Source organism: Nocardioides caeni, assembly GCF_004912195.1.
GTDB classification, from domain to species: domain Bacteria; phylum Actinomycetota; class Actinomycetes; order Propionibacteriales; family Nocardioidaceae; genus Nocardioides; species Nocardioides caeni.
The window spans coordinates 22,869-48,111 of sequence record NZ_STGW01000016.1; the positions used below are offsets into that span (position 1 = coordinate 22,869).

Here is a 25,243-nt window from a genome sequence, read left to right on the forward strand (position 1 = left end):
CCGCCGACCGGAGCGACAAACCCCCGCAGGAGCGGGGTCAGGGGTTCCGCTCAGGAGACGGTGGTCAGCAGCTGCGTCGCCCGCGTGAGTACGACGTAGAGGGTCGCGCGTCCGGTGAGGGACTCCTCCTCGATCTCCTGGGGCCGGACCACGACGATGCCGTCGAACTCCAGGCCCTTGGTGTCGAGCCCGGTCAGGACGACCACGCGGTCCTCACCGGAGGGCTGCACGGTGGAGTCGACGGCGGCGCGGGCACCGGGGGCGTCGTCGGCGAACTCGGGCCACGAGGCGAGCCACCGATTGACCTCGGAGCGGCGGGCGGCGGGCACCACGATGCCGACGGTGCCGGACACCCGGCCCGCGATCTCGCGCACGGCCTCCCGGGTGACGGTCTCGGGGTCGCCCCCGGGCGGGACCACGACCTGCTGCGGCTCCTCGCCCGTGCGGCGGACCGCGTCGGGCAGGTCGGCGTCGAGGCCGACCCGCTGGGCATAGGCCGCGGCGAAGGCATAGATCTCCGCCGAGTTGCGGTAGTTGGTCGAGAGGTGGAACGCGTGGACCTGCTTGCGTTCGAGCGCCTCCGCACGGGCTGCGGCGGACTCGGCCGGCACCGGCCACGAGGACTGGGCGGGGTCGCCGACGATCGTCCACGAGGCGGTGCGCCCACGACGGCCGACCATCCGCCACTGCATGGGCGTCAGGTCCTGCGCCTCGTCGATGAGGACGTGGGCGTAGCCGTCGTCCTCGATGCTGCTGACCGGCGGGCGCCAGGGGCGGCCCGACGGCGCGAACTCGCGGTCCGAGGCGGTCATCAGCTCCTGGATGTCGACCGCGCCCTCGATGAGCGCCATCGGGTCGTCGCGCTCGTCGTCGGCCTTCTGCGGCACGTCGCCGAGGGCATAGCGGAGCTCGTCGAGCAGCGGAACGTCCTCGATCGAGATCTGCGGTCCGATCGGGCGCGACGGGTCGAGGGCAGCCCAGGTCTTGGCCAACAGTCGCTGCTCCTCGGGGCTGATCAAACCCTCGCCGACCCGGGCGAGGAACTCCGGGTCACGCAGCCAGGTCAGCACGGTCGGGGCATCGAGCGGCGGCCACCAGCCGAGCGCGAAGTCGAGGAAGTCCTGCCGCGACAGCATCTCGTCGTTGAACTTCTCCCGGCCCTGCTCGCGGCCCCGTTCACCCCGCACCTGCCGCCACATCTGGTCGAGCAGTGCGTGGGAGATCCGTGGCAGCTGCTTGTTGCGCAGGCCCTGGCCCATCAGCTGGCGCCGGACCTGGCCGAGGCGACCGCGGTCGAGGACGAGTCGCTCGTCGCGCCAGAAGACCCGGAACTCGCGCGGCGAGCCGGGCGCCTGCTGCCGTGCCGTGCGCCGCATCAGCTCCGCCATCCGCGCCGAGCCCTTGATGTCGGCGACGGCCGGCTCGTCGTGGCGGGTCGCCCGTACGTCGTCGACGACCCCGCCCAGGCTGCGCAGCGCGACCGCGGTCTCGCCGAGGGAGGGCAGCACCCGCTCGATGTAGCGCATGAAGACGCCCGACGGGCCGACGACGAGGACGCCGCCGCGCTCATAGCGGGCCCGGTCGGTGTAGAGCAGGTAGGCCGCCCGGTGCAGCGCAACGACCGTCTTGCCGGTGCCCGGCCCGCCGGAGATCGACACGACACCCTTCGAGGGCGCCCGAATCGCCTTGTCCTGCTCGGCCTGGATGGTCGCCACGATCGAGTGCATCGAGCGGTCGCGCGCACGGGAGAGCTGCGCCATCAGCGCGCCCTCACCGATGATCGGCAGCTCACGGCCGGCGGCCTCCGCGGCGGAGAGACCCTCGCTGTCGAGCAGCTCGTCCTCGACCCCGACGACGGAGCGACCGGCGCTGCGCAGCACCCGTCGTCGTACGACGCCCTGGGGCTCGGCCGCGGTCGCCTGGTAGAACACCGCGGCCGCGGGCGCCCGCCAGTCGATGAGGAGGGAGTCGCGGTTGTCGTCGCGCAGGCCGATCCGGCCGACGTAGCGCGGCTGGGGGTCCTTGTCCTGGGTCAGGTCGAGGCGACCGAAGACGAGTCCCTCGTGGGCGGCGTCGAGCTGGGCGATCCGCTTGGCGGCCTGGAAGACCATCGCGTCGCGCTCGACGAGGCCGCCCTCGTGGCCCATGTGGGCACGGGAGTGACCTTCCTTGGCCAGTTGCTGGGCAGCCGCGCCGGCCTGCTCCAGCTGGAGGTAGACCCGATCCACGAACGCCTGCTCGGCCGCGACCTCGCGGTCCACCAGCTCGTCTGTCACCGACGCAACCCCTGCCGCCCCTGTTGTCCTCGCCGGAGCCGGGATCGGCTCCGTCCACATCGCCGCCTCCGAGAGGTGGCAAGCAGCCAACTTTACAGGTCCTGGACTGATTGAATGGTGCGAGTCAGAGCACACCAGGGGGGTTTGCATGAGTTCGACGCCGTCCACCGCGCCGCGGAAGCCGAATCGTCGCGGCGTCGCCGCACGCGAGAAGCTGCTCGCGACAGCGCTGGAGCTGCTCAGCACGGGCAAGCCCGAGACGGTCTCGATCAACCTGGTGGCGAAGGAGTCGGGCCTGAGCTGGGGCTCGGTGCAGAACCTGTTCGGTGACTCCGACGGCTTCTGGTCCTCCGTGGTGGAGCTCATCATCGACGCACCGGGACTGTGGGCCGAGCCCGAGAGCGACACCGTCGCCGGCCGCGTCGCCGAGGTCGCGGCGCTCTATCAGCACGTCCTCGAGTCGCCGTATGCCATCGCGGTGGAGACCGTGCGCGCGGCACTCCCCCGGCCGCTGGCGGTCCTCGCCGAGACCCATCCGCGGACCGCCGCGTCGGTGGCCCACCTCGACGAGCTCTGGGAGCAGGGCTTCACCGCCTACTTCGACGGTCTCGACGTCGCCCCCGAGCGGATCCTCGACGTCTCGCCCCTGCTGCAGAGCGCGCTGCGCGGCCTGCGTCAGGACCAGCTCTCGGGCAGCGGTCTCGACCTCGAGCGCGCCCGCGCCACCCTGATCACGACGATGTCGGCCTACCTCGAGGGCTGAGCGCCGTCAGCCGGCGAGCGCGCGGACCGGCTTGATGACGTCGTCGGCGAAGCGGGCGATGCCGTCGAGCTTGGCCTCGAGCGGCGCGTCCTGGCCGCAGTAATACATCCACGGCATCGTCATCGTCATCGTCACCCCGCCGGCGGCTGCACGGGCGAAGTCGTCGGGTGTCAGCGCGTCCGTCAGCGCCGGTACGACGGCGAAGGGCTCGTCCTCGCGACCGATCTCCGCGCGGAGGGCCCGGAGCCGGCCGGCCACCTCGACGGCCTCGTCGACCGTGGCCATGTCGCCGATCCAGCCGTCGTTGCGGGCGGCGCGGCGCAGGGCGACGTCGGACAGGCCGCCGACCCACACCGGGATCGGGGCGGGCGGGGAGGGGCGCATGACGAGCCGCTCGCAGCTGTAGAACTCGCCGGCGAACTCGCTCCAGCCGGGAGCCCACAGCTCGCGCATCAGCGCCAGGCCCTCGTCGGTGCGGCGGCCGCGGGTGCGGAAGTCCTCCTCCAGCAGCTCGAACTCCTCGCGGCACCAGCCGACCCCGACGCCGAGGGCGACCCGGCCTCCGGAGAGGGCGGCCGCCGTACCGACGGCCTTGGCGACGACGAACGGGTTGCGCATCGCGGCGACGTAGATGGAGGTGAAGAACTGCAGTCGCTCGGTGACGGCGGCCAGGGCGCCGACGGTGACCCACGGGTCGGGCCAGTCGACGTCAGTGGTCCAGCGCCGCTCGCCGGTGCGGGTGTAGGGGTAGGGCGTGGCGATCGACTCGAGGTCGACGACGTGGTCGGCGAGGCTGAACGCGGCGAACCCGTGCTCCTCCGCGGCGCGCGCCAGGGGGACGAGCTGGTCGATCGGCTGGTAGGCGGTCACCATCGCGAAGTCCACCCGATCACCCTAGTCAGGAACTAGAACAGGTTCTAGGGTTTCGGGTCATGGACGACGGGGCCGACGACGAGACGTTCCCCCACCTGCTCGCGCCCGGCCGGATCGGCTCGATGGAGCTGCGCAACCGGATCGTCATGTCGCCGATGGAGACGATGTACGGCACTCCCGAGGGCCACCCGTCGGACCGCACCGTCGCGCACTTCGCGACCCGGGCGGCCGGTGGCGTCGGCCTGGTGACCGGCGGGGCGACGGGCATCGATCCGCTGCACCCCGAGACCCCGGGCGGCCTGCAGATCGGGGAGGACGCGGCCGTCTCCGCGCACCGGCGCCTGGTCGAGGCGATCCACGACCACGGCGCGAGGATCCAGCCGCAGATCGTGCATGCCGGGCCGGACGGGCTCGGCCCGGAGATGTTCGGCGCGACCTCCCTCGGACCGTCGGTCATCCCGTCGTACCTCACCGGCCGGCCGTCGGCGGAGGTCACCAAGGAGCAGATCAGCGCGATCCTCGACCTCTACCGGGCCGCGGTGGTCCGCGTCCGCGAGGCCGGGTACGACGGCCTGGAGCTCCATGCGGCGCACGGCTACATGTTCCTCGGCTCGTTCCTGGCGCCCCAGCGCAACCGGCGGGGCGACCGCTACCGCGGCTCGTCCGTCGAGGGCCGGATCCGGGTCGTCCTCGAGGCGCTGGAGGCGATTCGCTCCGAGGTGGGCCCGGACTTCCCGATCACGCTGCGGATCTCCGGCTACGAGCGGGTCGCGGCCGGGCGGCCGATCCACGACACCGCGACCATCGCGCCGCTGCTGGTGGAGGCCGGGGTCGACGCCTTCCACGTCAGCGGTGGGGTGATCGACCGGTTGGTCACCGGGATGGTCAACGCTGCCGACGACGGCGACGGGCTCAACGTCGGGGGTGCGGCCGCGGTCAAGGAGGCCGTGGACGTCCCGGTCATCGCGGTCGGCCGGTTGCACGATCCGCTGCTGGCGGAGCGGGTCCTGGCCGACGGCCGAGCGGACTTCGTCGCCCTGGGGCGGCCCCTGCTGGCCGACCCGGACCTGCCGCGCAAGCTCGCCGGCTGGGGCGGCGGTGCGGTGCGGGTGCGGCGCTGCATCAGCTGCGAGAACTGCATCGACACTCTCGAGGAGAAGCTGTCGACCGAGTGCGCGGTCAACCCGTTGACCGGGCACGAGCTGGAGCTGTCGGCCGTCGTGCCGGAGGCCCCGGCGGCGGCCGTGTCCCGGCGGGTCGTGGTCGTCGGCGCCGGCCCGGCCGGCCTGGAGGTCGCCCGCCTCGCGTCGTCGCTGGGCCACTCGGTCACGGTCCTCGAGCGGTCGGCCACCGTCGGCGGCTCGCTGGTCGACGCCAGCTTCGTGCACCGCGAGAACCGGCCCTACCTGGACTGGATCCGCCACGAGGTCGGACTCTCCGACGCCGAGGTCCGGACCGGCGTGCGCGCCACTCCCGAGCTGGTGGCCGGACTCGCCCCCGACCTCGTCGTGGTCGCGACCGGCGGCCGCGAGGAGCTGCCGGCGATCCCCGGCAGCGACCTGCCCCACGTGATGCCGTCACTGGCCGCCGACGTCGTGCCGGCCGGGCGCCGGGTGGTCGTCGTCGGGGGCCGCCTGGCGGCCGTGGAGTACGCCGAGACGCTGGCCGCCGGCGGAAGGCTGGTCGCCCTCCTCTGCACCGGCGAGGAGATCGCGCCCGAGTTCGGGCTCAAGCGCCGCACCGAGCACATGGACCGCCTGGACCGGCTCGGCGTCACCGTCCACGTCAGCTGCGTCGTCGAGGAGATCACGCCCGCCGGCGTTCGCTACGTCCCCGCCAACGGGCGCTCGCGCGAGCTGCCCGCCGACACGGTCGTCCTCACCGGCGAGATGGTCGCCGACCCCTCCCTGGCCGAGGCACTGACGGACGCGCTGCCCGGGGTCGCCGTACACGTGGTCGGGGACGCCGCCCACGGGCTCGGACTCATCCGCGGCGCGACCTCCGACGCGGCCCGGCTGGTCGCCACCCTCTGACCGTCGTCCCGTGCAGATCTGTCGCGTTCTGCCGAAGAGCCCGACAGATCCGCACGGGACGACGGGCTACTTCTTGCGCGACAGGAACGCCGTCATCGCCTCGCGGGCCTCGTCCGAGCCGAAGAGCCGGGCGCTGAGCTGGACGAGGTCCTCACCGCGCGCGTCGAGGTCGGCGATCAGGCCGGCGTTGAGCAGGCCCTTGGTCTCCCGCAGGCCCTGGAGCGCACCGGTCGCGATCCGGCCGACGACCTCGTCGACCCTGACGTCGAGCTGGTCGGCGGGTACGGCGAGCGTCACGAGGCCGAACTCGGCCGCCTGGGCACCCGTGAACACCTCCCCGTCGAGCGCGGTCAGCGCCGCGCCGCGCGGGGTCATCCGCCCGAACACTGCCGGAGAGATCACGGCGGGGGCGAGGCCCAGCTTCACCTCGGTCAGCGCGAAGGTCGCGTCCTCGGCGGCCACGACGACGTCGGAGGAGGCGACGATGCCGATGCCTCCGGCCCGCGCCGCCCCGACCACGACCGTCACGACCGGCACCGACAGCGACAGGATCTGGCGCTGCAGCGCCACGATCGCCCGCGCGCCCTCGTGCATCGGCACGGTCGCCGCTGCGGAGAGGTCGGCGCCCGAGCAGAACACCCGGCCCGACGAGACGAGCTTGACCACTCGCACCTCGGGATCGTCGCCGGCCGTCGTGAGGTGCGCGGCCAGCTCCGTGACGAGCTGCACGGAGAGCGCGTTGCGGTTGTGCGGCGAGTCGAGCGTGATCGTCGCGACCCCGTCCGCGACCTCGAGGTGGACGAGCTCGGCAGCGGTTTCCGTCATGGGCTCATGATGCCGGACGGCGGCTTGGCTGGCGGGGGTCGTCCGGGGCGTGCCTATTTCACGGGTTAACCCGTGAAATAGGCACTTCTGACGTGTTATTTCCCGTTGATCGTGCGGAATTCACGGGTTGACCCGTGAATTGCGCACCGCCCCGCACCCCCTCAGCCGAGCGGGATCGGCTGCTTGGGGAGCTTCTTCACCCGCCGCTGACGCTTGGGGCGAGCCGGGATCATCGAGCGCATCTCCTCGAGCTTGCCGAAGCACAGCAGCCGGTCCTCGGCCTGCAGCACGTGGTGGGCGAACGGGTTGGGGATGACGGTGGTGCCGCGGTGCAGGGTCAGCACGGTGATGTCGCGGTCACGCAGGCCGGAGTCGCCGATCGACTTGCCGACGAGGTCGGCGTCGCCGTGCACGACGAGCTCGGCGACGCCGTAGCCGGTGGACACCGACAGCCGCTCGCGGACGTCGATCTGCGGGAAGGCGACCTGGTTGTCGATGTAGTCGATGATCGCGCCGGCGATGTCGAGCTTGGTGGCGGACTCGATGCCCTCCAGGCCCGGCGAGGAGTTGACCTCCATCACCTGCGGGCCGTCGTTGGCCTCGAGCATGTCCACGCCGGCGACCTTGAGGCCCATGATGTGCGCCGAGCGTACGGCGACCCGCTCGTACTCCGGGTCGAGCTCCACCCGCTCCACCGTCCCGCCGCGGTGCACGTTGGACCGGAACTCGTCCCCCTGCGCGACGCGGCGCATCGCGGCGACGACGCGGTCGCCCACGACGAGGGCGCGGATGTCGCGACCCTTCGACTCCTTGACGAAGCGCTGGATGAGCACCTGCTGCTTCGTCGACTGCAGCGTCTCGATGATCGCCTCGGCGACCTTGATGCTCGGCGCGAGGATGACCCCGATGCCCTGGGTGCCCTCGAGCAGCTTGATGACGACGGGGGCGCCGCCCACGCGCTCGATCGCGGGGATCACGTCGGCGCGGTCGCGGACGAAGGTCGTGGCCGGCATGCCGATGTTGTGGCGGGACAGGATCTGCGAGGCGCGCAGCTTGTCGCGGGAGTTGCTGATGCCGTTGGCGGTGTTGGGGGTGTAGACGTCCATCTGCTCGAACTGCCGCACCACGGCGGTGCCGAAGTAGGTGATGGAGTTGCCGATCCGCGGCAGGACGGCGTCGTACTCGGAGAGCTGCTTGCCGCGGAACTGCAGGTCGGGCTCGTCGCCGGACAGGTCGATGCCGAACCTCAGGGTGTTGAGGACCTTGACCTGGTGCCCCCGGTCGACGGCGGCGGTGCGGAGGCGCTGGGTGCTGTAGGACCGAGGGGCGCGGGAGAGGATCGCGAGCTTCATACCGACCTGTTGGTTGAGTGCTGGCTGGGCTGCTTGGATGGCTGTCGTCATGACCGACGTACCCGGCGCCCATTCAAGCAGTCCCTCGACCACCGCCACGGTGGCCGGGTGGCGCGAGTGGGTGCGCCTCCCGGAGCTCGGTGTGGAGCACGTGAAGGCCAAGCTCGACACCGGTGCGCGGACCTCGGCGCTGCACGCGTTCGACCTCGAGGAGTTCGAACGCGACGGCGTCGACTGGGTCCGTTTCTCGGTGCATCCGTGGCAGCGATCCGCCGAGGACGAGGTCCCCGTCGAGTGCCCCGTCCACGACCGCCGCAGCGTGCGCAGCTCCACCGGCCACCTCCAGGAGCGGATCGTCATCCTGACCGAGGTCGAGCTGGTCGGCCGGACGGTGCGGACCGAGGTGACGCTCACCCGGCGCGACGAGATGGGCTTCCGGATGCTGATCGGCCGCGAGGCGCTCCGCCAGGGCTTCCTCGTCGACTCCGGCCGCTCCTACCTGGGCGGCCGTCCGCCCCGCAAGGTCCGTCGTCGCAACCGGGGGCGCTGATGGCGTCCACGGCGAGGTCCACGCCGCGTGAGTCCTTCGCGATCGGCAACGTCCGCGTGCGGGCCGGCTCCGCCAAGGAGGTCGAGCTGCCCATCACGCGGCTCGTCACCGGCGGCGACGTCAGCCTGCCGGTGCGGGTGGTCCATGGCCGTGAGGACGGCCCGACGGTCTGGGTCAACGCCGCGATCCACGGCGACGAGGTGATGGGCGTCGAGGTGATCCGCCAGGTCATGGCGGACCTGTCGCCCAAGACCCTGCGCGGGACCGTGGTCGCAGTCCCCGTCGTCAACGTGCTCGGCTTCATGACCGGCGACCGCTACCTCCCCGACCGCCGCGACCTCAACCGCTCGTTCCCCGGCTCGGCCCGGGGGTCGCTGGCCAGCCGGATCGCGCACCTCTTCATGACCGAGGTGGTCAGCAAGTGTGACGTCGGGATCGACCTGCACACGGCCGCCGATCGTCGGACGAACCTGCCGCAGATCCGCGCCGACCTCGACGACCCGCGCACCCGCCACCTGGCCGAGGCCTTCGGCGCCCCGCTGATGCTGCACGCCCGGCTGCGCGACGGCTCGTTGCGGCAGGCCGCCCGTGACGCCGGCGCGAGCGTGCTCCTCTATGAGGCCGGCGAGGCGTTGCGCTTCGAGGAGGAGCCGATCGCGGTCGGTGTGGCCGGCGTACGACGGGTGCTGGCCGCCCTCGACCTGATCGACCCGCTGCCGCAGGACCCGCCGGAGCGGCCGTCGCCCGTGGAGTCGCGCTCGAGCGGCTGGGTGCGGGCCCGCGGCACGGGCATCCTGCACATGGAGGTCCATCTCGGTGAGACCGTGGCGGTCGGCGACAGGCTCGGTGGCCTGTCGGACACCTTCGGGCGCCGCGTGCGGCTGGTGCACGCTGACCGCGACGGTGTCGTCATCGGCCTGACCCGCGCCCCGCTCGTCAACGCCGGCGACGCGCTCGTCCACATCGCCACCCCGGTGGCCCCTTCGCCCGTCGAGTAGCGGGCGAGCACAGGCCGACCCATCCGCCCAGCCTGTCGGCGACGAACACCCTCCATGAGGACACGACTGCTCTGGGCCTGGTTCGGGATCCTCGCGACGCTGGTGGGGGTCGGTCTCGCGCACCTCGTCGCGGCGATCACCACTCCGGCGGCGTCGCCGGTGCTGGCGGTGGGGTCGGGGGTCATCGACCTGACGCCGACGCCGATGAAGGAGTGGGCGATCCGCACCTTCGGCGACGCCGACAAGGTGATCCTGGTCGGCTCGGTGATGGTCGGGGTGCTCGTCCTCGCCGGGGTGGCGGGCCTCCTCGCCCGCCGCCGCCTCGCCGTGGGCGCCGGCCTCCTGCTCGGACTGGTCGGGATCGCGGCCGTCGCCGTGGTCACCCGGCCGGGCTTCGGCCCCCTCGACGTGCTCCCCGTGCTGGTCGCGGCGGTCCTTGGGCCGGCCGCGCTGGTCCTGCTGGCCCGCACCCACGCCGAGGCGGCCCGGAGCAGCGCCGAGGACGGCACCCGGCGCACCCTGCTCCTCACCATGGGCGTCCTCGCCTCGGGGGCCGCGGTCGGCGGCGTTGGGGGGCGCGTCGTGTCCTCGCTGCGCCTGCGGCCCGAGAGCGTCGAGCTGCCGGCCGCGGCCGATCCGGCGCCGGCCTTCCCCCGTGGGCTGGACGACCAGGTCCCCGGCATCACGTCGTTCCGCACCCCCAACGACGACTTCTACCGGGTCGACACCCGCCTCGACGTCCCGATCGTCAACACCGACGACTGGACGCTGACCATCGACGGCGACGTGGACCGCGAGGTCACCATCGACTTCGACGAGCTCCTCGACATGCCGATGATCGAGCGCGACATCACCCTCACCTGCGTCTCCAACAGCGTGGGCGGCCCCTACGTCGGCGCGGCGCGCTGGCTCGGCGTACGCCTCACCGACGTCCTCGACCTCGCCGGCTACGGCAACACGAAGGCCGACCAGATCCTGTCGACCGACGTCGACGGCATGACCATCAGCACCCCGCTCGACCTCGCCACCGACGGCCGCGACGCGATGGTCGTGGTGGGGATGAACGGCGAGCAGCTGCCGCGCGAGCACGGCTTCCCCGTGCGCCTGGTGATCCCCGGCCTCTACGGGTTCATCAGCGCCACCAAGTGGGTCACCCGACTCACCCTGACGACGTACGACGACCAGAAGGCCTACTGGACCGAGCGCGACTGGGCCACGGACGCGCCGATCAAGATCTCCTCGCGCATCGACACCCCGAAGGCCCTGTCGGAGCAGGCTGCCGGCGAGGTCGTCATCGGCGGCGTCGCCTGGGCGCAGGCCCGCGACGGCATCGAGAAGGTGCAGGTCCGCATCGACGGAGGGGCCTGGGAGGACGCACGGCTCGGCCCGAGTGCGGGCGAGGACTACTGGCGGCAGTGGTTCTTCAAGTGGGACGCGAGCCCCGGCTCCCACCGGATCGCCACCCGCGCCGTCGCCGGCAACGGCGAGGCACAGGTGGCCGTGCGCGCCGAACCCTTCCCCGACGGCTCGAGCGGGCTGCACGAGCTGATCGTCAACGTCTCCTGACGCCGTTGGTTGAGGTGCCGCGAGCGCAGAACCCCCGGTCAGCGAGGAGCGAGCGCCAGCGAGCGTCACGAGATGCCTGTGCGGACCTCGTCGAGGTGACCGCAGGGGGGCTCGTGACGCCCCGCTCGTCCCTCGCGGGGCTCCTCGACCACCGGGGCTCGACCACCGGCGAAAGAAATCCCGGTCCCCACCCATCCGCCCCCGGGGCGGCACCGAACCACTCCCAGAACGATCCATCGATCAACCTTCGGAAGGCACCACCATGAAGCTCCAGAAGTTCACCCGCACCACGGGCACCACGCTCGCCGCCCTGACCCTCTGCTTCGGCCTGGCGGCCTGTGGCGAGGACGACGACAGCACCACCGCCGGCGACACCTCCGGTGGCGACGACACCTCGTCGTCGACCGAGGAGGGCGCAGGCGCGCAGACCTTCGGCGACGGCTGCTCGGCGATCCCCGCCGACGGCGCCGGCTCCTTCGACGGCATGGTGATGGACCCGGTGGCGACCGCCGCCAGCAACAACCCGCTGCTCGAGACCCTGGTCACCGCCGTGGGTGCGATCGACGGTCTCGGCGACACCCTCAACGGTGCGCCCGAGCTGACCGTCTTCGCCCCCGTCAATGACGCCTTCGCCGCGATCCCCGAGGCCGACCTCAACGGCCTGGTGATGGAGGGTCAGGAGAAGGGCGACAAGAGCACGCTCTACAAGATCCTCGCGCACCACGTGGTCGGCGCCAACCAGGACCAGGACGCCGTCGTCGGCAGCCAGGACACGCTCGCCGGTGACTCCCTCACGATCGAGGGCAGCCCCGAGGAGGGCATGACCGTGTCCGACGGCACCGTCACCGCCAACGTCCTGTGCGGCAACATCCCGACGGCCAACGCGACCGTCTACGTGATCGACCAGGTGCTCACCGGCGTCAAGTGACGCACCCGCACCACCCCTGATCGCGGCGAGCTCTCGCCAAGATCACCGTCCACCCGGAAGGATCACACCATGGATCCGGTCCCTGGCAACCCGGCCGGCGCCTCCCACCAGGGGGCGCTGGCCGGCGCGGGTCCCGACCTCGGCGCGCTGCTGCGCAGTGCCGCCCGGGGCGACACGGCGGCCTTCGCCGAGCTCTACGACGCCACCTCCTCCCGACTGCACGGCCTGGTCCTCCGGGTGGTCCGTGATCCGGCGCAGTCCGAGGAGGTCACCCAGGAGGTCTTCCTGGAGATCTGGCGCCAGTCGGCCCGCTTCGACCCCGCCCGGGGCAGCGCGCTGTCCTGGATGATGACGATCGGGCACCGCAAGGCGGTCGACCGGGTGCGCAGCGCCGAGGCGGCCACCCGCCGTGACGTGGCCTACGAGCAGTCCCACCAGAGCATCGAGCACGACGTGACGGCCGAGGCCGCGCACGCCTCCCTCGAGGCCCGCCGGGTGCGTCAGGCACTCGGCAACCTCACCGACGTTCAGCGCGAGGCCATCGAGCTGGCGTACTTCGGCGGTTACACCCACACCGAGGTGGCCGCCCTCCTCGACCTACCGGTCGGGACGGCAAAGACCCGGATTCGCGACGGCCTGATCCGCCTGCGCGACTCGATCGGAGTAGAACGATGAACCACCACCAGTGGGACGACGCCCACGCACTGTCCGGCGCCTACGCCGTCGATGCCCTCGACGCCGAGGAGCGGGCCCGTTTCGAGTCGCACCTGGAGAACTGCCAGCACTGCCGCGACGAGGTGGACGGCTTGCGGGACGCCGCGGCCGCACTCGGCAGCAGCCAGCCCACCGAGCCGCCGTCCTCCGTGCGCGACGCCGTCCTCGCGGGGATCACCGGCATCCGGCCGTTGCCGCCGGTGACCGCCGAGCCGGTCCCGGTCCCCGACACCCCGCCCTCCCCGGCCGCCGACCTGTCGGCCCGCCGTCGGCTCCGCCAGCTGCGCCGCGTCCCCCTCCTCGTCGCCGCGGCGGTGATCCTCATCGCCACTGCCGGCCTCGCCGTGTGGTCGCCGTGGTCGGCCCCCGACGACGAGAAGGTGCACCTGAGCGTCACCGAGCGGGTCCTGACCGCCGACGACGCGGCGCGCGTGGAGGCCGCCTTCGACGACGGCTCCCGCGCCACGGTGGTGATCTCGCGCAGCGTGGGCCGCGCCGTCATCCTGACGGAGGACATGGCGCAGCCGCCTGACGGCCGGGTCTATGCCCTGTGGCTGCAGAGCCCTGCCGGTGTGATGGTCCCGGCAGGCCTCATGCCCGACGACCCCGACGCGACGGTGCCGCTCGACGGCGACGCCTCGCGTGCGACCGCCGTGGGGATCACGATCGAGCCGGACGGCGGCTCCCCGGAGCCGACCAGCGAGCCGATCGCCGTCTTCCCGCTGGAGGCGTGATGGCCGGCACCCCCGCCCCGTCCGGGGTCGTGCGGAGGGTGGCCGTGGTCGGGTCCGGCGTCGCCGGTCTGACCGCCGCCCACGTCGCCTCGCGCACCGCAAACCGGACCCACGTCACCCTGCTGGAGGCCGACCTCCGGTTGGGCGGGCACGCCGACACCCACCGGATCACCGACCCGACCGGACGCGAGCTACTCATCGACAGCGGCTTCATCGTCCACAACCGGCGCACTTACCCGACCCTGCTGCGGCTCTTCGACGAGCTCGGCGTCCCGACCCAGGAGTCGGAGATGTCGATGTCGATCAGCGACCAGGGCACCGGACTGGAATGGGCCGGCGCCCTGGGCCGGTCGGGTGTCTTCCCCCGCGGCAGCCGCAACCACCGCAATCCGGCCTACCTGCGGATGCTGACGGAGGTCCCGCGCTTCCACCGCCGCGCTCAGCGGCTCGTGGCACGCTCGTCGGACCCCGGCGCGGACGCCACGACGCTGGGCGCCTTCCTCGATGCCGGCCGCTTCTCGCCGTACTTCCGGCGGCACTTCATGGAGCCGCTGGTCGCGGCGGTGTGGTCGTGCGACCCCGACACCGCGCTCGACTACCCCGCGGCCTACCTCTTCGCCTTCCTGCAGCACCACGGCATGCTGCGGGTCTTCGGCTCCCCGACCTGGCGCACCGTCTCCGGCGGCTCGCGCACCTACGTCGACGCGGTCGCCGAGTCCCTGCGCCAGGCCGGCGCGACGATCCGCTGCGGCGAGCCCGTGGTCGCCATCGAGGAGACCCCCGACGGCTCCGATGGCTCCGGGGGCTCGGTGGTCGTCACGACGACCGCCGGTCGGGAGGAGTACGACGCCGTGGTCGTCGCCGCACACCCCGAGCAGGCCCTGGCCATGCTGGCCCGGCCGACGACCGCGCAGCGCGAGGTGCTCGGCGCCCTGCCCTATGCGCCCAACACCGCGCTGCTGCACACCGACACGTCGCTGATGCCGACGCACCGCGACGCCTGGGCCTCGTGGAACTTCCGCCGACCGCTGGACGCGCGTGACGGCGTGCTGGTGACCTACGACCTCACCCGTCTGCAGCGGTTGCCGACGGATACCGCCTACCTCGTGACGCTCGGCGGCGAGGACCTGGTCGACCCGGACTCCGTGCTGGTGCGTCGCGACTACGCCCACCCGCTCTACACGCCGTCATCCGTGGCCGCCCAGCGCCGACTGCCGGAGATCGACTCCGACCGGATCGTCTTCGCCGGCGCCTACCACGGCTGGGGCTTCCACGAGGACGGCGCCCGCTCGGGCCTGGCCGCGGCGGAGAGGCTGGGCCTGACCTGGGCGAACGCCCCATCCCCGACTCCTCGCACCTCGGCCGCCGGGGGGTCCGTGGCCGAGGTGCGAGGACACACCGCTCCGGCCGCGACCACCTACGTGACCACCCTGACCCATCGGCGTCGCGAGCCGATCGAGCGCCGGTTCACCCACCGTTCACGGTTCTGGGTGGTCGACCTCGACCGGGTGGACGCACAGGGCCGGGCCGACGGCGGCCGGGGGCGTTTCCTCGGCCGCGACCACTTCGACGGCGACACCGCCTCGGTGCGCGAGGGGCTCGACCGCTTCCTCGCGCGACACGGACTGGACCTGCGGGGCGGGACTGCCCTGATGGCTGCACCCCCCCGCGCCTTGGGGCACTGCTTCAACCCGATCTCGGTCCACTGGTGCTGGGCCGACGCGGCGCGAAGCGGGGGGCGCCCCGCAGGTCCGCCCGACGCCACGGTCGTCGAGGTGCACAACACCTACGGCGACCGACACGCCTATCTGCTGGACGCCGACGCGGCCGGACGTGCCGTGATCGACAAGGCGATGTACGTCTCGCCGTTCCACGGCACGGACGGCCACTACGAGGTCGCCGTCCCGCCGCCGGGCGCCGGTGACGGGACCCTTCGCCTCGCGATCCGTCTGGTCACCGACGACGGCGCCCGCTTCGACGCCAGCCTCGTCGGCCAGCCGGCCACGTCCCCCTCGCCCGGCCCCCCGCTCGCCGGTCTCCGCGGGGCGGCGCTGATCCGGATGCACGGGATCGCGCTGTGGCTGCGCCGGCTCCCCGTGCAGCCCCGACCTGCCCACGACGCCAGTCATCGAGGAGCGAGCGCAGAAGCCCCCGGTCATCGAGGTGCGAGCGCCAGCGAGCGTCACGAGATGCCCGCAGCCCCCTCGACGAGGTCCGCACAGGGGTCTCGTGACGCCCGCTCGTCCCTCGCGGGCTCCTCGACCACCGGAACCACCTCGCCCCGCGCGGGCTCCTCGACCACCGGAAGGAGTCTCCGATGACCCTCACCGCCGAGCCCCAGCCCCGTGCCAACCTCTGGCCGGGCCTCGACCAGGCTCCGACGGCCGGGATCGCCGCCCGGATCGCCGAGCGGCTCTTCCGCTCCGCGATCGCCCGCCTCGACGTCACCGTCCGGCTGGAGCACCCCGACGGACGCACCGAGACCCTGGGCCGTGGGGGTCCGGGGATCGTGGTCGAGCGTCCCGCGGAGCTCTTCGCCCGCCTCGGGAAGGACCAGCTGATCGGCTTCGGGGAGGCCTACCTGACAGGCGCCTGGTCGGAGGAGGGCGACCCGTCGGACGGTGGCCTCGGGGCGTTCCTGACGGTGCTCGCCGCCGAGATCTCGACGCTCGTGCCGCGGCCCCTGCAGCGGCTGCGCGCGATGGTGGTGACGAAGATGCCCCGCACGCACCGGGGATCGCGGGCGCACGCCCAGGACAACATCGCCCATCACTACGACCTGTCCAATGGTCTGTTCGAGGCGTTCCTCGACCCGACGCTGTCCTACTCGTCGGCCCTGTTCGAGGACCTCGCGACCGCGCAGACCGAGGACTTCGCGGCGGCGCAGCACCGCAAGATCGACCGTCTCCTCGATCAGGCGGGCGTCACGTCGGGCACCCGGGTCCTGGAGATCGGCACCGGCTGGGGCGAGCTCGCCGTGCGGGCCGCGGCTCGCGGCGCGACGGTCCGCACCATCACCTTGTCGGTGGAGCAGCAGCAGCTGGCCCGCGAGCGGATCGCGGCGGCGGGGTACGCCGACCGCGTCCAGGTCGACCTGTGCGACTACCGCGCGCTGCTGGACGAGCCCGCGCAGGCCTACGACGCCGTGGTCTCCGTGGAGATGATCGAGGCCGTGGGCGCGGCGTACTGGCCGACGTACTTCCGCACCCTCGACCACGTCCTCGCCCCCGGCGGTCGGGTGGCGATCCAGGCGATCACGATGCCCCACGACCGGATGCTCGCCACCCGGTCGACACACACCTTCATCACCCGCTACATCTTCCCCGGCGGCGCCCTGCCGTCGGTCCGGGCGATCGAGGAGACCATCGCGCAGCACACCTCGCTCCAGGTGGTCGACGACCTCGCCATCGGCGCCCACTACGCCGCGACGCTGCGGCGCTGGGACCAGGCCTTCCTCGCCGCCCGGGACCGGGTGGCCGCGCTGGGCTTCGACGAGACCTTCGTGCGGATGTGGCACTTCTACCTGGACTACTGCCGCGCCGGGTTCGCCGCCGACTACATCAACGTGCGCCAGCTGACGTTCGAGCGCACCGACCGGGAGACGCGATGACCGCCACGCTCGACACCCCCGCCCCCGCACCCACCGCAGGCGACGGGGTCGCCGCCCGCCTGGAGGCGGCGCTGCGGCCCTTCCTCGCCGGCGACCTCCCGGTGCGCCTGACCGCGTGGGACGGGTCGGTCGCGGGACCGGCCGATGCCCCGGCCGTCGCTCTGCGCTCGCCCGACGCGTTGCGCCGCCTGCTGTGGCACCCGGGCGAGCTGGGCGCCGCCCAGGCCTACGTCGCCGGCGAGCTCGCGGTCGAGGGCGACCTGGTCGCCCTCGACCGTGGCCTGACCCATGCGTTCGCGGTGGCCAGGGAGCGGGACCTGGCGGGCCGGCGTCCATCGCTGCGGGCGGTGGCCGGCGCGGTGCGCACGGCGATCGGCCTCGACATCCTGGGCCGTCCGCCGGCTCCGCCCGCGACGCAGGCGCGGATCCGGGGTCGTCTGCACTCGAAGGACCGCGACCGCGCGTCCATCAGCCACCACTACGACACGACAGCCGAGTTCTACTCGCTGATCCTCGACCCGGTCGCGATGGCCTACTCGTGCGGCTACCACGCCAACCCGGACGTCTCCCTCGTCGAGGCGCAGCACGCCAAGCTCGACCTGGTCTGTCGCAAGCTCGGCCTCGAGCCGGGCATGCGCCTGCTCGACGTCGGCTGCGGGTGGGGCTCGCTGTCCCTGCACGCGGCCGAGCACTTCGGCGTCGAGGTGCGCGGCGTGACGATCTCGACCGAGCAGCAGGCGTTCGCGACTGCGGCCGCGGAGCGCCGCGGCGTGGCCGACAAGGTCCGCTTCGACGTCTGCGACTACCGCGACGCGGTGCCGTCCCGCGGCCAGGAGTACGACGCCGTGGTCTCCCTCGAGATGGGCGAGCACGTCGGGGAGCGCAACTACCCGACCTACGCCCGCGTCCTGCACGACTCCGTGCGTCCCGGCGGCCGGGTGCTGGTCCAGCAGATGTCCCGGCCCGCCGGCAACCGGTGGCCCGGCGGCGGACCGTTCATCGAGTCGTTCATCGCGCCCGACATGTACATGCGGCCCGTCGGCGCCACCGTCGACCTGCTCGAGGCCTCCGGCCTGGAGGCCCGCGACGTCCACGCGCTGCGCGAGCACTACGTGCTCACCGTCGCCGGCTGGATCGAGCGCTTCGAGGCCAACCGCGAGGCCATCACCGCCCTGGTCGGCGAGGAGCTGGTCCGCGTCTGGGAGCTCTACCTCGTCGGCGGCTCGATGGCGTTCCGCGACGGCCGGATGGGTGTCGACCAGGTCCTTCTCGCCCGCCCCGGTGCCGCCCACTCCCTCCCCCTCGTCCGCTCCTGGTGAGGGAGTCCCGCAATGCCTGACGTCCTTGCTGCCGGCCTCACCGCGCTCGTCGTGGCCGGGCTCGTCATGACCGCGACCACGCTCGAGGCCCGGCGTCGCGGGGTCGTGGTCGTGGTGGATGTGGCCTGGGGACTGGTGTTCGTCGCGATCGCGATCGGCTGCGCCGTCGTCGGCCTCGCCCGCGACGCCGGGGACTCCACGCGGACCGTGCTGCTCGTCGCTCTGGTGGCGGCGTGGGGGCTGCGTCTGGCCTGGCACCTGCGCGGTCGGGCCAGCGGCGACCACGAGGACCCGCGCTACGAGAAGATGCTCGGCGGTCGGCTCGACGAAGTGGGTCTCGTCGTCGCGATCCGCAAGGTGTTCGCCGTCCAGGGCGTCGCCGCCGTCGTCATCGCGCTGCCGGTGGTCGTCGGCACGGCCACCGACGACGTGTGGTGGCCGATCGTCGTGGTCGGCGCCCTCGTGTGGGTCGTCGGCCTCGTGTTCGAGGCCGTGGGCGACGCGCAGCTGGCGTCGTACCGCGCCCGACCACGGGACGAGCGACCGCAGGTCCTCGACACAGGGCTGTGGCGCTACACCCGACACCCCAACTACTTCGGCGACGCCTGCGTGTGGTGGGGGATCTGGTTGGTCGGCGGGTTGGCCAGCGGCTGGGTCGCCGGACTCGCGACGGTCCTCGCGCCGCTCGCGATGACCTGGTTCCTCTCCGAGGCCACCGGTGCCAAGCTGCTGGAGAAGACGATGATGCAGCGCCCCGGCTATCCGGAGTATGCCGCCCGCACCTCGCGGTTCATCCCCCGTGCACCGCGGCGCAGCCCGATGGCCTGATCCACGAGCTCAGCGGACGATCTCCTCGACGAGGCTGTCGTAGCCGTGGTCAGGCCAACCGGACATCTCGGCGGGTCCGGTCTCCAGGCTGAACCGCTGCGGGTGCGATCCATCCACCAGCTCACCCCAGGTAGCCCTGGAGCCTCCGCGATCGATCCTCAGGTCGGATCGGAGGTCGCGGTTGAGGTTGCCGAGCACGACTGCGCGTGTGCCCACCGGAATGGCTCTCGCCAGTTCGTCAATGCTGGTGGGGGGCACCGGCCGTTCGAAGTACGGCTGACCATGCATGTCGAGGACATCTGTCCCTCTGCGGACACTCACTGAGATCATCGAGCCCACCTCCGGCGTCGTCTGCGCGCCGAGGTCGTCGGTGACTTCCAGGGTGATGACGGCGAAACGGTAGTGGTAGATCTGATCCCCGTCGTCCTGCTCCACGACGGGACCATCCGCAACGGAGACGACGGTCGCCGTAGCGCGCACGGAAGAACTCTTGAGCAACTCGCCGACCGTGCCGCTGGTGAGCACATCGCTGTGCCCCGTCATCTGGGCAAGCAACCCGCTGTCTGCATGACGAGGGACATCCGCGCGAGCCTTCGAAGGCGCGGATGAACCACTGCAAGCGACCCCACCCACGAGAACCAGCAGCAGGAGAAAGGCCGTCGAAATGCGTGTGGCCGTAGGCACCATCGTTCCCATTTCATTGCTCATCTCAGAACCAAGTGTTGATGTGCGCTCGATGGAAGCCACCGTAGGTTCGTGTCCAGGCCGCCCCCGAGTCGTACAACCCGCTGATCATGCAGGTTTGAGTCGGGTAGTCCGGAGACTCGATCGATAGGAGGTAATGGTCAGCACCCAAGGAGTGACCGATTTCGTGGCAGAGCGTCTTGCGAGCCTGATAACCATCGTTGGAAGCAACCTCCCGAATGACATCCCAATCGATGCGTACGTGCCACTGATCGCAGTATCCAGCACTGTTGAGCGCCACGCATTGGGTTTCTCCGCCCGCTCCCCCTCCGATCGGTGTCTCCACAAAGCGAACGTCCGTAGCGGCCGAGCATGCCGAGTAGAACACTGTGTCGACAACGGTCTGAGCCTCGACCCCGTCGTTGTCGTCCATCGCGTAGTGGGCGCGAGAGGTCAGCGCCGAATAGGCCGCGAAAGCGGGGCCAAAGCAATAGGTGTGTGCACCACGATCAGGGTAGACGCTCCACGGATAGTCAGTGGGACTGGCGGACACCGGGTTGCTTATCGCAGTCAGGACGACAGCGAGGACTCCGCTGGCGAAGACCGCGATCGCCCGGCGGACACCGCGTCGTTCGCGAAGACGCCTCATGAGCCCTCCTTGGATTGGCGGCGATGTGACGATCGGAAGGTTGTGTCGGTTCCAGAGAGCAGAAGTCCCCACTCTTGCGCTGACCTTTGCTGCAATCCCGCCGGTTGGCGAGCAACTCGACAGTTGGGTGGACGCGGCCTCTGGTCCAGGCGCCACTGCAAATCGGCCGACCTGCCCTAACCTCGACCTCGTGCACGAGGAGCAGGAGTACCTCCGGCTGGCGTCGGTCGACAACTTCCGCGACGTCGCGGGCCCGGGCTACCCGACCACCGACGGCGGGCGCCTGCGGACCGGGGTGTTCTACCGGTCCAACGACCTGCGGCTGACCGAGGACGACCACGGCGCGTTGAGCGGGCTGGGGCTCACCGCGATCCTCGACCTGCGCTCGCGCCTGGAGATCGACCTGCACCCCGACCCCCACGTCCCCGGCGCCCAGCCCCTGCACTTCGACGCCATCGGCATCCCGATGGAGACCGTCGCGATGCTGCAGACCCGGGAGGCGGCCGACGAGCTGATGCGCGTGGTCTACCGCGGCTTCGTGACCGAGGAGAAGTGCCGGGTCGCCTTCGGTGCGGCCCTGCAACAGCTCGCCGAGGGCGGTCCGCAGCTCTTCCACTGCTCGGCCGGCAAGGACCGCACCGGCTGGCTGGCCGCGCTGGTGTTGCACATCGCCGGTGTCGACGACGCGGTGATCCGGGCCGACTACCTGCTCACCAACGATCGCTCCGCAGCGAGTCGGGCGCGGGTCGAGGCGCAGATCGCCGAGCACGCCGGTGACCACATGGTGCCCGTCTTCGAACCGACCCTCGTCGCCGACCTGTCCTTCCTCGGTGCCGCGTCGGCGGCCGTCGACGAGCACTTCGGCGACCGGGCGTCGTACCTGCGCGAGGGACTGGGCCTCGACGACGAGGTGCTCGGCGCGATCCGCGCACTGCTGCGCGACTGACCCACGCTGGTGGTCGAGGAGCCTGCGCGGAACGCGCTGCCTCTGGTGGTCGAGGAGTCTGCGAGGAACGAGCAGGCGTCACGAGACCCCTGTGCGAACCTCGTCGGGGTCCGCACAGGCATCTCGTGACGCTCGCTGGCGCTCGCTCCTCGATGACCAAGGAACGAGCGCCAGGAGGCGACAGGTCAGAGGCTGACCTTGTCGAGCCGCCAGATGTTGCGGTTGGCCTTGGTCGGCGCGTGCTTCACGGTCTGCCACGAGCCCCACGCGTTGACGTAGTTGCACTTGGCGTAGGACCAGTTCTTCCTCATCACCTTGAAGCTCACCGAGAAGTGATACATGTGCAGGCGGTAGCGGTGCGAGCTGTCGGCGGGGACGACGGCGCTGTAGGCCCAGGAGTCGGACTTCGACCAGCTGCCACCGACGGTGACGCCGAGGCTCGTGGATGCCTTGGCGAAGATGACGCCCGCCTCGGCGGAGACCGTGGCGGTGACCGAGGCGCTGACCGTCGCGGTCTTGGTCTTGTTGTAGGTGATCGTGCCGCCGCTGCGGAAGGTCGCCCAGTCGCTCTGGATGTTGGTCGGGTGGTAGGACGTCGTCTTGTCCTTGAACGTGTAGATCCGGTACAGGTCGTTGGCCGGGATGCACCGGGCCTCCGCGACCGGCGTCGGGCCGACCACGCCGACGGACAACAGGGTGCTGAAGAGGATCGCGAAGGTCGCGACCATCGATCCGAGAATGCGCTTCATGGGAGGTGACTCCTGATGGTCTGCCCCAGCATTTCCGGGGACGGTGAGCAGCCGTCTGCCCTGCGGCTTTGCGCTCAAAACCCCTAGAAATCAGGGAAATCTTCTCTCACTCAAAGGGTTTGTCGCGACATCCCCGGGTAGGAGGTCAGGTCGGCCGGGCCCGGGACCGGGACGGCGCTGGACCGATACGGCACCATCGAGGGATGGCCGAGCCCGACCTTCCTCCCACCCAGCAGATCCCGGTGACCAACCGACTCGCGCTCACCCTCGATTTCTGTCTCCGACTGGGCGAGGTGCTGCTGTCCTCCGGCGCGGGGGCCGCCGACGTCACCGTCACGATGCTGTCGGTCGCGCGCGCCCTCGGCGCCAGCGAGGCGCAGTTCGACATCACCTTCACCTCCCTGTCGGCCAGCCACCAGAGCAGTCCCGACCAGCCGCCGCTCCTCGCCACCCGCCAGGTCGTGCAGCGCACCATCGACTACCAGGACCTGACCCGCGTCGACCACCTGGTGCGCGACGTCGCCGCCGGGCGGGTCGGCTTGCGGGACGCGCGCGCCGAGCTCGGTCGGATCACGTCGACCGGCCACGCCCGCCCCCGCTGGGCCGTGACCGCGGGCTGGGCCGTGATGGCAGCGGGCGTGGGCGTGCAGCTCGGCGGCGACGTGATCGTCGCGGTGCTGGCCGCCCTCGCCGCCGTCCTCATCGACCGCCTGCAGCTCCGGATCTCCCGGCGCCGTCTGCCCACCTTCTACTCCCAGGTCGCCGGCGGGGCCGTCGCGACCCTCGTGGCCGTCGGGGCCGCGGTCGTCGACGGGCAGGTGGGGCTCGACATCGACGTCTCGCTGGTCGTGACCGCCAACATCATCATGCTGCTCGCCGGCATCGGCTTCATGGGGGCGCTGCAGGACGCGCTCACCGGCTTCTACATCACCGCGGGCGCCCGCATCACCGAGGCGCTGCTCGCGACGGCCGGCATCATCGCCGGGGTGAGCGGCGGGCTCAGCCTCGCCTCGGCGCTCGGCGTCGACCTGCCGACGGTCGAGCCGGGTGCGACCAACATCCAGGCGGCCGGACTCGCGGTCGCCGGAGCCGCGCTCGCCGCGGCGGCGTTCGCCTTCGCGTCGTACTCCCCCGCGCGAGTGCTGGTCCCGATCGCCGTCGTTGCCGGGCTCGCCATGGCGATCACCCAGTCGATCCAGACACCCGGGATCGGGCGGGCGTGGGCGGTGGCGTTCGCCGCGCTCTTCGTCGGCCTCGTCGGGTACGCCGTCGCACGCCGCCTGCGGGTCCCGCCCCTCATCGTCGTGGTCTCGAGCGTGGTCCCCCTGCTGCCGGGGATCGCCATCTATCGCGGCCTGTCCCTGGTCAGCGAGGGATCGCGACGGGACACCTCGCTGGGCCTGGTCGCCCTCATCGGCGCGGCGTCGGTCGCCCTGGCCCTCGCCGCCGGCGTCATCCTCGGCGAGTACCTCGCCCAGCCGCTCGGACGGGAGATGCGCCGGGTCGAGACCCGCCTCGCCGGTCCGCGCCTGGTCGGTCCCGTGACCCTGCTCGAGCGGCGCGTCGGGCAGGCCTCCAGGAAGGGCCGGCGGCAGCGCGCAGACGGTCAGCGACGCTGACGCGGGGAGCCGAGCTGGTCGTCGTCGACCGTCGGCTCCACCCGGATGGCCTGCGTCGGCTCCTGGGCCGCCTCGGGCCGAGGGGGCCGGCCGGGGATGTGCTGCTTGATGATCTCCTCGGTCCGGGGGTCGAGGACGATCTCGTGGGTGTCGCCGTCGCGGCCGTCGAAACGGACCGCGACCGTCTGGAAGCCCTTGTGGCGCTGCATCTGCGCATACATGGCGTAGGCCCGGCGGTCGGCCTCGGTGAGGTCGACGGAGTCGGTGAAGGGCGTGAGCAGCGCGCGGGGCCACAGCCGGCGGGCGATGACGACGTTGACCTCGAGGCCGAGCACGCCCATGATCGCGCCGATGTAGAGCAGACCCATCAGACCGAGGACGACCCCGAAGGTCTCCATGCCGTTGCGGTCGGCGCTGGCGATGACGTTGGTGACGTAGACCGTCCCGATGTATTGCAGGAACTGCCACATCACCGCGATCGTGTAGCCGCCCGGCGCCACCCGGATCACGTTGCTGCGGATCGCCCGCGCGGTCGCCATCCTCAGCAGCACCGTCATCACGAAGCCGAGGACGACGATCGTCACCAGGCGCACCACCCAGTGGAACCAGCCCTCGTCGGACAGGCCGCCGATCAGCTCGGTCTCCGTCAGCACCGCAGAGCCGATGGAGATCGTGAGGATCGCAGTACCCGCCACGGCGAGGATGAAGAGGCTGTTGACCCGGGTCATCACCGGGTGCGGACGGCTGTTGCGCGGCACCGCCCACACCGCCGCCTGCACGTTCTGCAGCGCCAGCCCGAGACCCAGGGCACCGTAGAGCGCCGTCAGCGAGCCGACGATGATGCCGCCGGTCGAGCCCTGCAGGCCCTCCGGCCGCCCCAGCTGGTCGCCGATGATCGGGAACTGCGCGAGGGCCGAGTCGAGCACCTGCTCCTGCAGCGCCGGACGCCCCTCGAGGATGAAGCCGAGGATCGACGTACCGAGGAGCAGCAGCGGGAAGATCGACAGGAACGCATAGAACGTCAGGATCGCTGCCAGGTAGTTGCCCTGGTCGTCGAAGAACTTGTAGATGACGGCGAGCGGGAAGCCGACAGCGGAGTTCTTCCGCTGTCCGCGATCCAGCTTGCCGACGACACCCACAACGGCAACCTATGGCATGGCGTGTCGCCCTACCGGGACCGGCGCCGATGCGGGAGGTGGGTGGTGGGCCTAATTCACGGGTTAACCC

The 25,243-nt window shown here is 71.6% G+C and carries 22 protein-coding genes; 14 read left to right on the forward strand and 8 right to left on the reverse strand.

The window, feature by feature from the left end:
* Positions 1–50: 50 nt before the first annotated feature.
* The gene (locus tag E9934_RS17110; protein ID WP_136564118.1) at positions 51–2,276 is read right to left on the reverse strand and encodes a HelD family protein; all 2,226 of its coding nucleotides are present in this window, start codon (positions 2,274–2,276) and stop codon (positions 51–53) included.
* A 148-nt stretch (positions 2,277–2,424) separates the two neighbouring features.
* On the opposite strand from E9934_RS17110, the gene E9934_RS17115 reads away from it, so the two are divergent.
* Positions 2,425–3,039: a TetR/AcrR family transcriptional regulator gene (locus E9934_RS17115; RefSeq protein ID WP_136564119.1), complete on the forward strand. Its 615-nt coding sequence runs from the start codon at positions 2,425–2,427 to the stop codon at positions 3,037–3,039.
* 6 nt (positions 3,040–3,045) lie between these two features.
* Here the strand turns inward: E9934_RS17115 and E9934_RS17120 are convergent, their stop codons facing one another.
* Positions 3,046–3,924: a TIGR03619 family F420-dependent LLM class oxidoreductase gene (locus E9934_RS17120; protein ID WP_202977369.1), complete on the reverse strand. Its 879-nt coding sequence runs from the start codon at positions 3,922–3,924 to the stop codon at positions 3,046–3,048.
* Between the two features lie 47 nt (positions 3,925–3,971).
* Here E9934_RS17120 and E9934_RS17125 point away from each other — a divergent pair, with 47 nt between their 5' ends.
* A complete protein-coding gene (locus E9934_RS17125) occupies positions 3,972–5,945 on the forward strand; it encodes an oxidoreductase (protein ID WP_136564120.1) in 1,974 nt (657 codons plus the stop codon).
* A 66-nt stretch (positions 5,946–6,011) separates the two neighbouring features.
* Here the strand turns inward: E9934_RS17125 and E9934_RS17130 are convergent, their stop codons facing one another.
* Positions 6,012–6,770, reverse strand: a complete 759-nt coding sequence (locus tag E9934_RS17130; RefSeq protein ID WP_136564121.1) for an enoyl-CoA hydratase-related protein — start codon at positions 6,768–6,770, stop codon at positions 6,012–6,014.
* 161 nt (positions 6,771–6,931) lie between these two features.
* Positions 6,932–8,122: a RimK family alpha-L-glutamate ligase gene (locus tag E9934_RS17135; protein WP_136564122.1), complete on the reverse strand. Its 1,191-nt coding sequence runs from the start codon at positions 8,120–8,122 to the stop codon at positions 6,932–6,934.
* Positions 8,123–8,159: 37 nt separating this feature from the next.
* Here E9934_RS17135 and E9934_RS17140 point away from each other — a divergent pair, with 37 nt between their 5' ends.
* The 10 genes from E9934_RS17140 to E9934_RS17185 all read left to right on the forward strand — a co-directional run bounded on the left by E9934_RS17140 (position 8,160) and on the right by E9934_RS17185 (position 19,369).
* On the forward strand, positions 8,160–8,672 hold the full coding sequence (locus tag E9934_RS17140) for an ATP-dependent zinc protease family protein (RefSeq protein ID WP_238695029.1): 513 nt from the start codon (positions 8,160–8,162) through the stop codon (positions 8,670–8,672).
* Complete coding sequence (locus E9934_RS17145) at positions 8,672–9,670, forward strand: succinylglutamate desuccinylase/aspartoacylase family protein (protein ID WP_136564123.1); 999 nt, start codon at positions 8,672–8,674, stop codon at positions 9,668–9,670. Before E9934_RS17140 ends, E9934_RS17145 begins: the two co-directional genes overlap by 1 nt.
* Positions 9,671–9,724: 54 nt before the next feature.
* Entirely contained in the window at positions 9,725–11,236 is a 1,512-nt protein-coding gene (locus tag E9934_RS17150) for a molybdopterin-dependent oxidoreductase (RefSeq protein WP_136564124.1), read from the forward strand.
* Positions 11,237–11,498: 262 nt separating this feature from the next.
* Positions 11,499–12,164 (forward strand): fasciclin domain-containing protein, encoded by a 666-nt coding sequence (locus tag E9934_RS17155; protein ID WP_136564125.1) that lies wholly within the window; start codon positions 11,499–11,501, stop codon positions 12,162–12,164.
* Positions 12,165–12,233: 69 nt separating this feature from the next.
* Positions 12,234–12,839: an ECF RNA polymerase sigma factor SigK gene (sigK, locus tag E9934_RS17160; RefSeq protein ID WP_136564126.1), complete on the forward strand. Its 606-nt coding sequence runs from the start codon at positions 12,234–12,236 to the stop codon at positions 12,837–12,839.
* Positions 12,836–13,612 (forward strand): anti-sigma factor, encoded by a 777-nt coding sequence (locus E9934_RS17165; protein WP_136564127.1) that lies wholly within the window; start codon positions 12,836–12,838, stop codon positions 13,610–13,612. The genes sigK and E9934_RS17165 overlap by 4 nt, the downstream gene beginning before the upstream one ends.
* Positions 13,612–15,933, forward strand: a complete 2,322-nt coding sequence (locus E9934_RS17170; protein ID WP_136564128.1) for an FAD-dependent oxidoreductase — start codon at positions 13,612–13,614, stop codon at positions 15,931–15,933. Before E9934_RS17165 ends, E9934_RS17170 begins: the two co-directional genes overlap by 1 nt.
* Positions 15,930–17,222: a class I SAM-dependent methyltransferase gene (locus tag E9934_RS17175; protein WP_136564129.1), complete on the forward strand. Its 1,293-nt coding sequence runs from the start codon at positions 15,930–15,932 to the stop codon at positions 17,220–17,222. Before E9934_RS17170 ends, E9934_RS17175 begins: the two co-directional genes overlap by 4 nt.
* A complete protein-coding gene (locus tag E9934_RS17180; RefSeq protein ID WP_136564130.1) occupies positions 17,219–18,541 on the forward strand; it encodes an SAM-dependent methyltransferase in 1,323 nt (440 codons plus the stop codon). Before E9934_RS17175 ends, E9934_RS17180 begins: the two co-directional genes overlap by 4 nt.
* A gap of 12 nt (positions 18,542–18,553) precedes the next feature.
* Positions 18,554–19,369 carry a DUF1295 domain-containing protein gene (locus tag E9934_RS17185; RefSeq protein WP_136564131.1) on the forward strand — a complete coding sequence of 272 codons (816 nt, stop codon included), beginning with the start codon at positions 18,554–18,556 and terminating at the stop codon, positions 19,367–19,369.
* A 9-nt stretch (positions 19,370–19,378) separates the two neighbouring features.
* Here E9934_RS17185 and E9934_RS17190 read toward each other — a convergent pair whose 3' ends face one another.
* Both E9934_RS17190 and E9934_RS17195 read right to left on the reverse strand, forming a co-directional pair.
* A complete protein-coding gene (locus E9934_RS17190) occupies positions 19,379–20,116 on the reverse strand; it encodes a hypothetical protein (RefSeq protein WP_136564132.1) in 738 nt (245 codons plus the stop codon).
* Positions 20,079–20,702 (reverse strand): zinc metalloprotease, encoded by a 624-nt coding sequence (locus E9934_RS17195; protein WP_136564133.1) that lies wholly within the window; start codon positions 20,700–20,702, stop codon positions 20,079–20,081. Before E9934_RS17195 ends, E9934_RS17190 begins: the two co-directional genes overlap by 38 nt.
* Positions 20,703–20,892: 190 nt before the next feature.
* Between E9934_RS17195 and E9934_RS17200 the strand changes: the two genes are divergently transcribed.
* Positions 20,893–21,648, forward strand: coding sequence for a tyrosine-protein phosphatase (locus tag E9934_RS17200; protein WP_158295050.1), 756 nt, complete (start codon positions 20,893–20,895; stop codon positions 21,646–21,648).
* A 185-nt stretch (positions 21,649–21,833) separates the two neighbouring features.
* On the opposite strand, the gene E9934_RS17205 is transcribed toward E9934_RS17200, so the two are convergent.
* Complete coding sequence (locus E9934_RS17205; RefSeq protein ID WP_136564135.1) at positions 21,834–22,397, reverse strand: hypothetical protein; 564 nt, start codon at positions 22,395–22,397, stop codon at positions 21,834–21,836.
* 203 nt (positions 22,398–22,600) lie between these two features.
* Between E9934_RS17205 and E9934_RS17210 the strand changes: the two genes are divergently transcribed.
* Positions 22,601–24,016 carry a threonine/serine exporter family protein gene (locus E9934_RS17210; RefSeq protein ID WP_136564136.1) on the forward strand — a complete coding sequence of 472 codons (1,416 nt, stop codon included), beginning with the start codon at positions 22,601–22,603 and terminating at the stop codon, positions 24,014–24,016.
* On the opposite strand, the gene E9934_RS17215 is transcribed toward E9934_RS17210, so the two are convergent.
* A complete protein-coding gene (locus E9934_RS17215) occupies positions 24,004–25,155 on the reverse strand; it encodes a YihY/virulence factor BrkB family protein (protein ID WP_238695030.1) in 1,152 nt (383 codons plus the stop codon). The two genes, E9934_RS17210 and E9934_RS17215, sit on opposite strands and share 13 nt — an antisense overlap.
* Positions 25,156–25,243 lie beyond the last annotated feature (88 nt).

Excerpts from the sequence above, each read along its gene's own strand:
- E9934_RS17135 (WP_136564122.1), bottom strand. The coding sequence starts at position 8,122 with ATGAAGCTCGCGATCCTCTCCCGCGCCCCTCGGTCCTACAGCACCCAG.
- sigK (WP_136564126.1), top strand. The coding sequence starts at position 12,234 with ATGGATCCGGTCCCTGGCAACCCGGCCGGCGCCTCCCACCAGGGGGCG.
- E9934_RS17210 (WP_136564136.1), top strand. The coding sequence starts at position 22,601 with ATGGCCGAGCCCGACCTTCCTCCCACCCAGCAGATCCCGGTGACCAAC.
- E9934_RS17125 (WP_136564120.1), top strand. The coding sequence starts at position 3,972 with ATGGACGACGGGGCCGACGACGAGACGTTCCCCCACCTGCTCGCGCCC.
- E9934_RS17170 (WP_136564128.1), top strand. The coding sequence starts at position 13,612 with ATGGCCGGCACCCCCGCCCCGTCCGGGGTCGTGCGGAGGGTGGCCGTG.
- E9934_RS17195 (WP_136564133.1), bottom strand. The coding sequence starts at position 20,702 with ATGAGGCGTCTTCGCGAACGACGCGGTGTCCGCCGGGCGATCGCGGTC.
- E9934_RS17145 (WP_136564123.1), top strand. The coding sequence starts at position 8,672 with ATGGCGTCCACGGCGAGGTCCACGCCGCGTGAGTCCTTCGCGATCGGC.
- E9934_RS17175 (WP_136564129.1), top strand. The coding sequence starts at position 15,930 with ATGACCCTCACCGCCGAGCCCCAGCCCCGTGCCAACCTCTGGCCGGGC.
- E9934_RS17155 (WP_136564125.1), top strand. The coding sequence starts at position 11,499 with ATGAAGCTCCAGAAGTTCACCCGCACCACGGGCACCACGCTCGCCGCC.
- E9934_RS17140 (WP_238695029.1), top strand. The coding sequence starts at position 8,160 with ATGGCTGTCGTCATGACCGACGTACCCGGCGCCCATTCAAGCAGTCCC.
- E9934_RS17205 (WP_136564135.1), bottom strand. The coding sequence starts at position 22,397 with ATGAAGCGCATTCTCGGATCGATGGTCGCGACCTTCGCGATCCTCTTC.
- E9934_RS17180 (WP_136564130.1), top strand. The coding sequence starts at position 17,219 with ATGACCGCCACGCTCGACACCCCCGCCCCCGCACCCACCGCAGGCGAC.
- E9934_RS17115 (WP_136564119.1), top strand. The coding sequence starts at position 2,425 with ATGAGTTCGACGCCGTCCACCGCGCCGCGGAAGCCGAATCGTCGCGGC.
- E9934_RS17130 (WP_136564121.1), bottom strand. The coding sequence starts at position 6,770 with ATGACGGAAACCGCTGCCGAGCTCGTCCACCTCGAGGTCGCGGACGGG.
- E9934_RS17150 (WP_136564124.1), top strand. The coding sequence starts at position 9,725 with ATGAGGACACGACTGCTCTGGGCCTGGTTCGGGATCCTCGCGACGCTG.
- E9934_RS17185 (WP_136564131.1), top strand. The coding sequence starts at position 18,554 with ATGCCTGACGTCCTTGCTGCCGGCCTCACCGCGCTCGTCGTGGCCGGG.
- E9934_RS17165 (WP_136564127.1), top strand. The coding sequence starts at position 12,836 with ATGAACCACCACCAGTGGGACGACGCCCACGCACTGTCCGGCGCCTAC.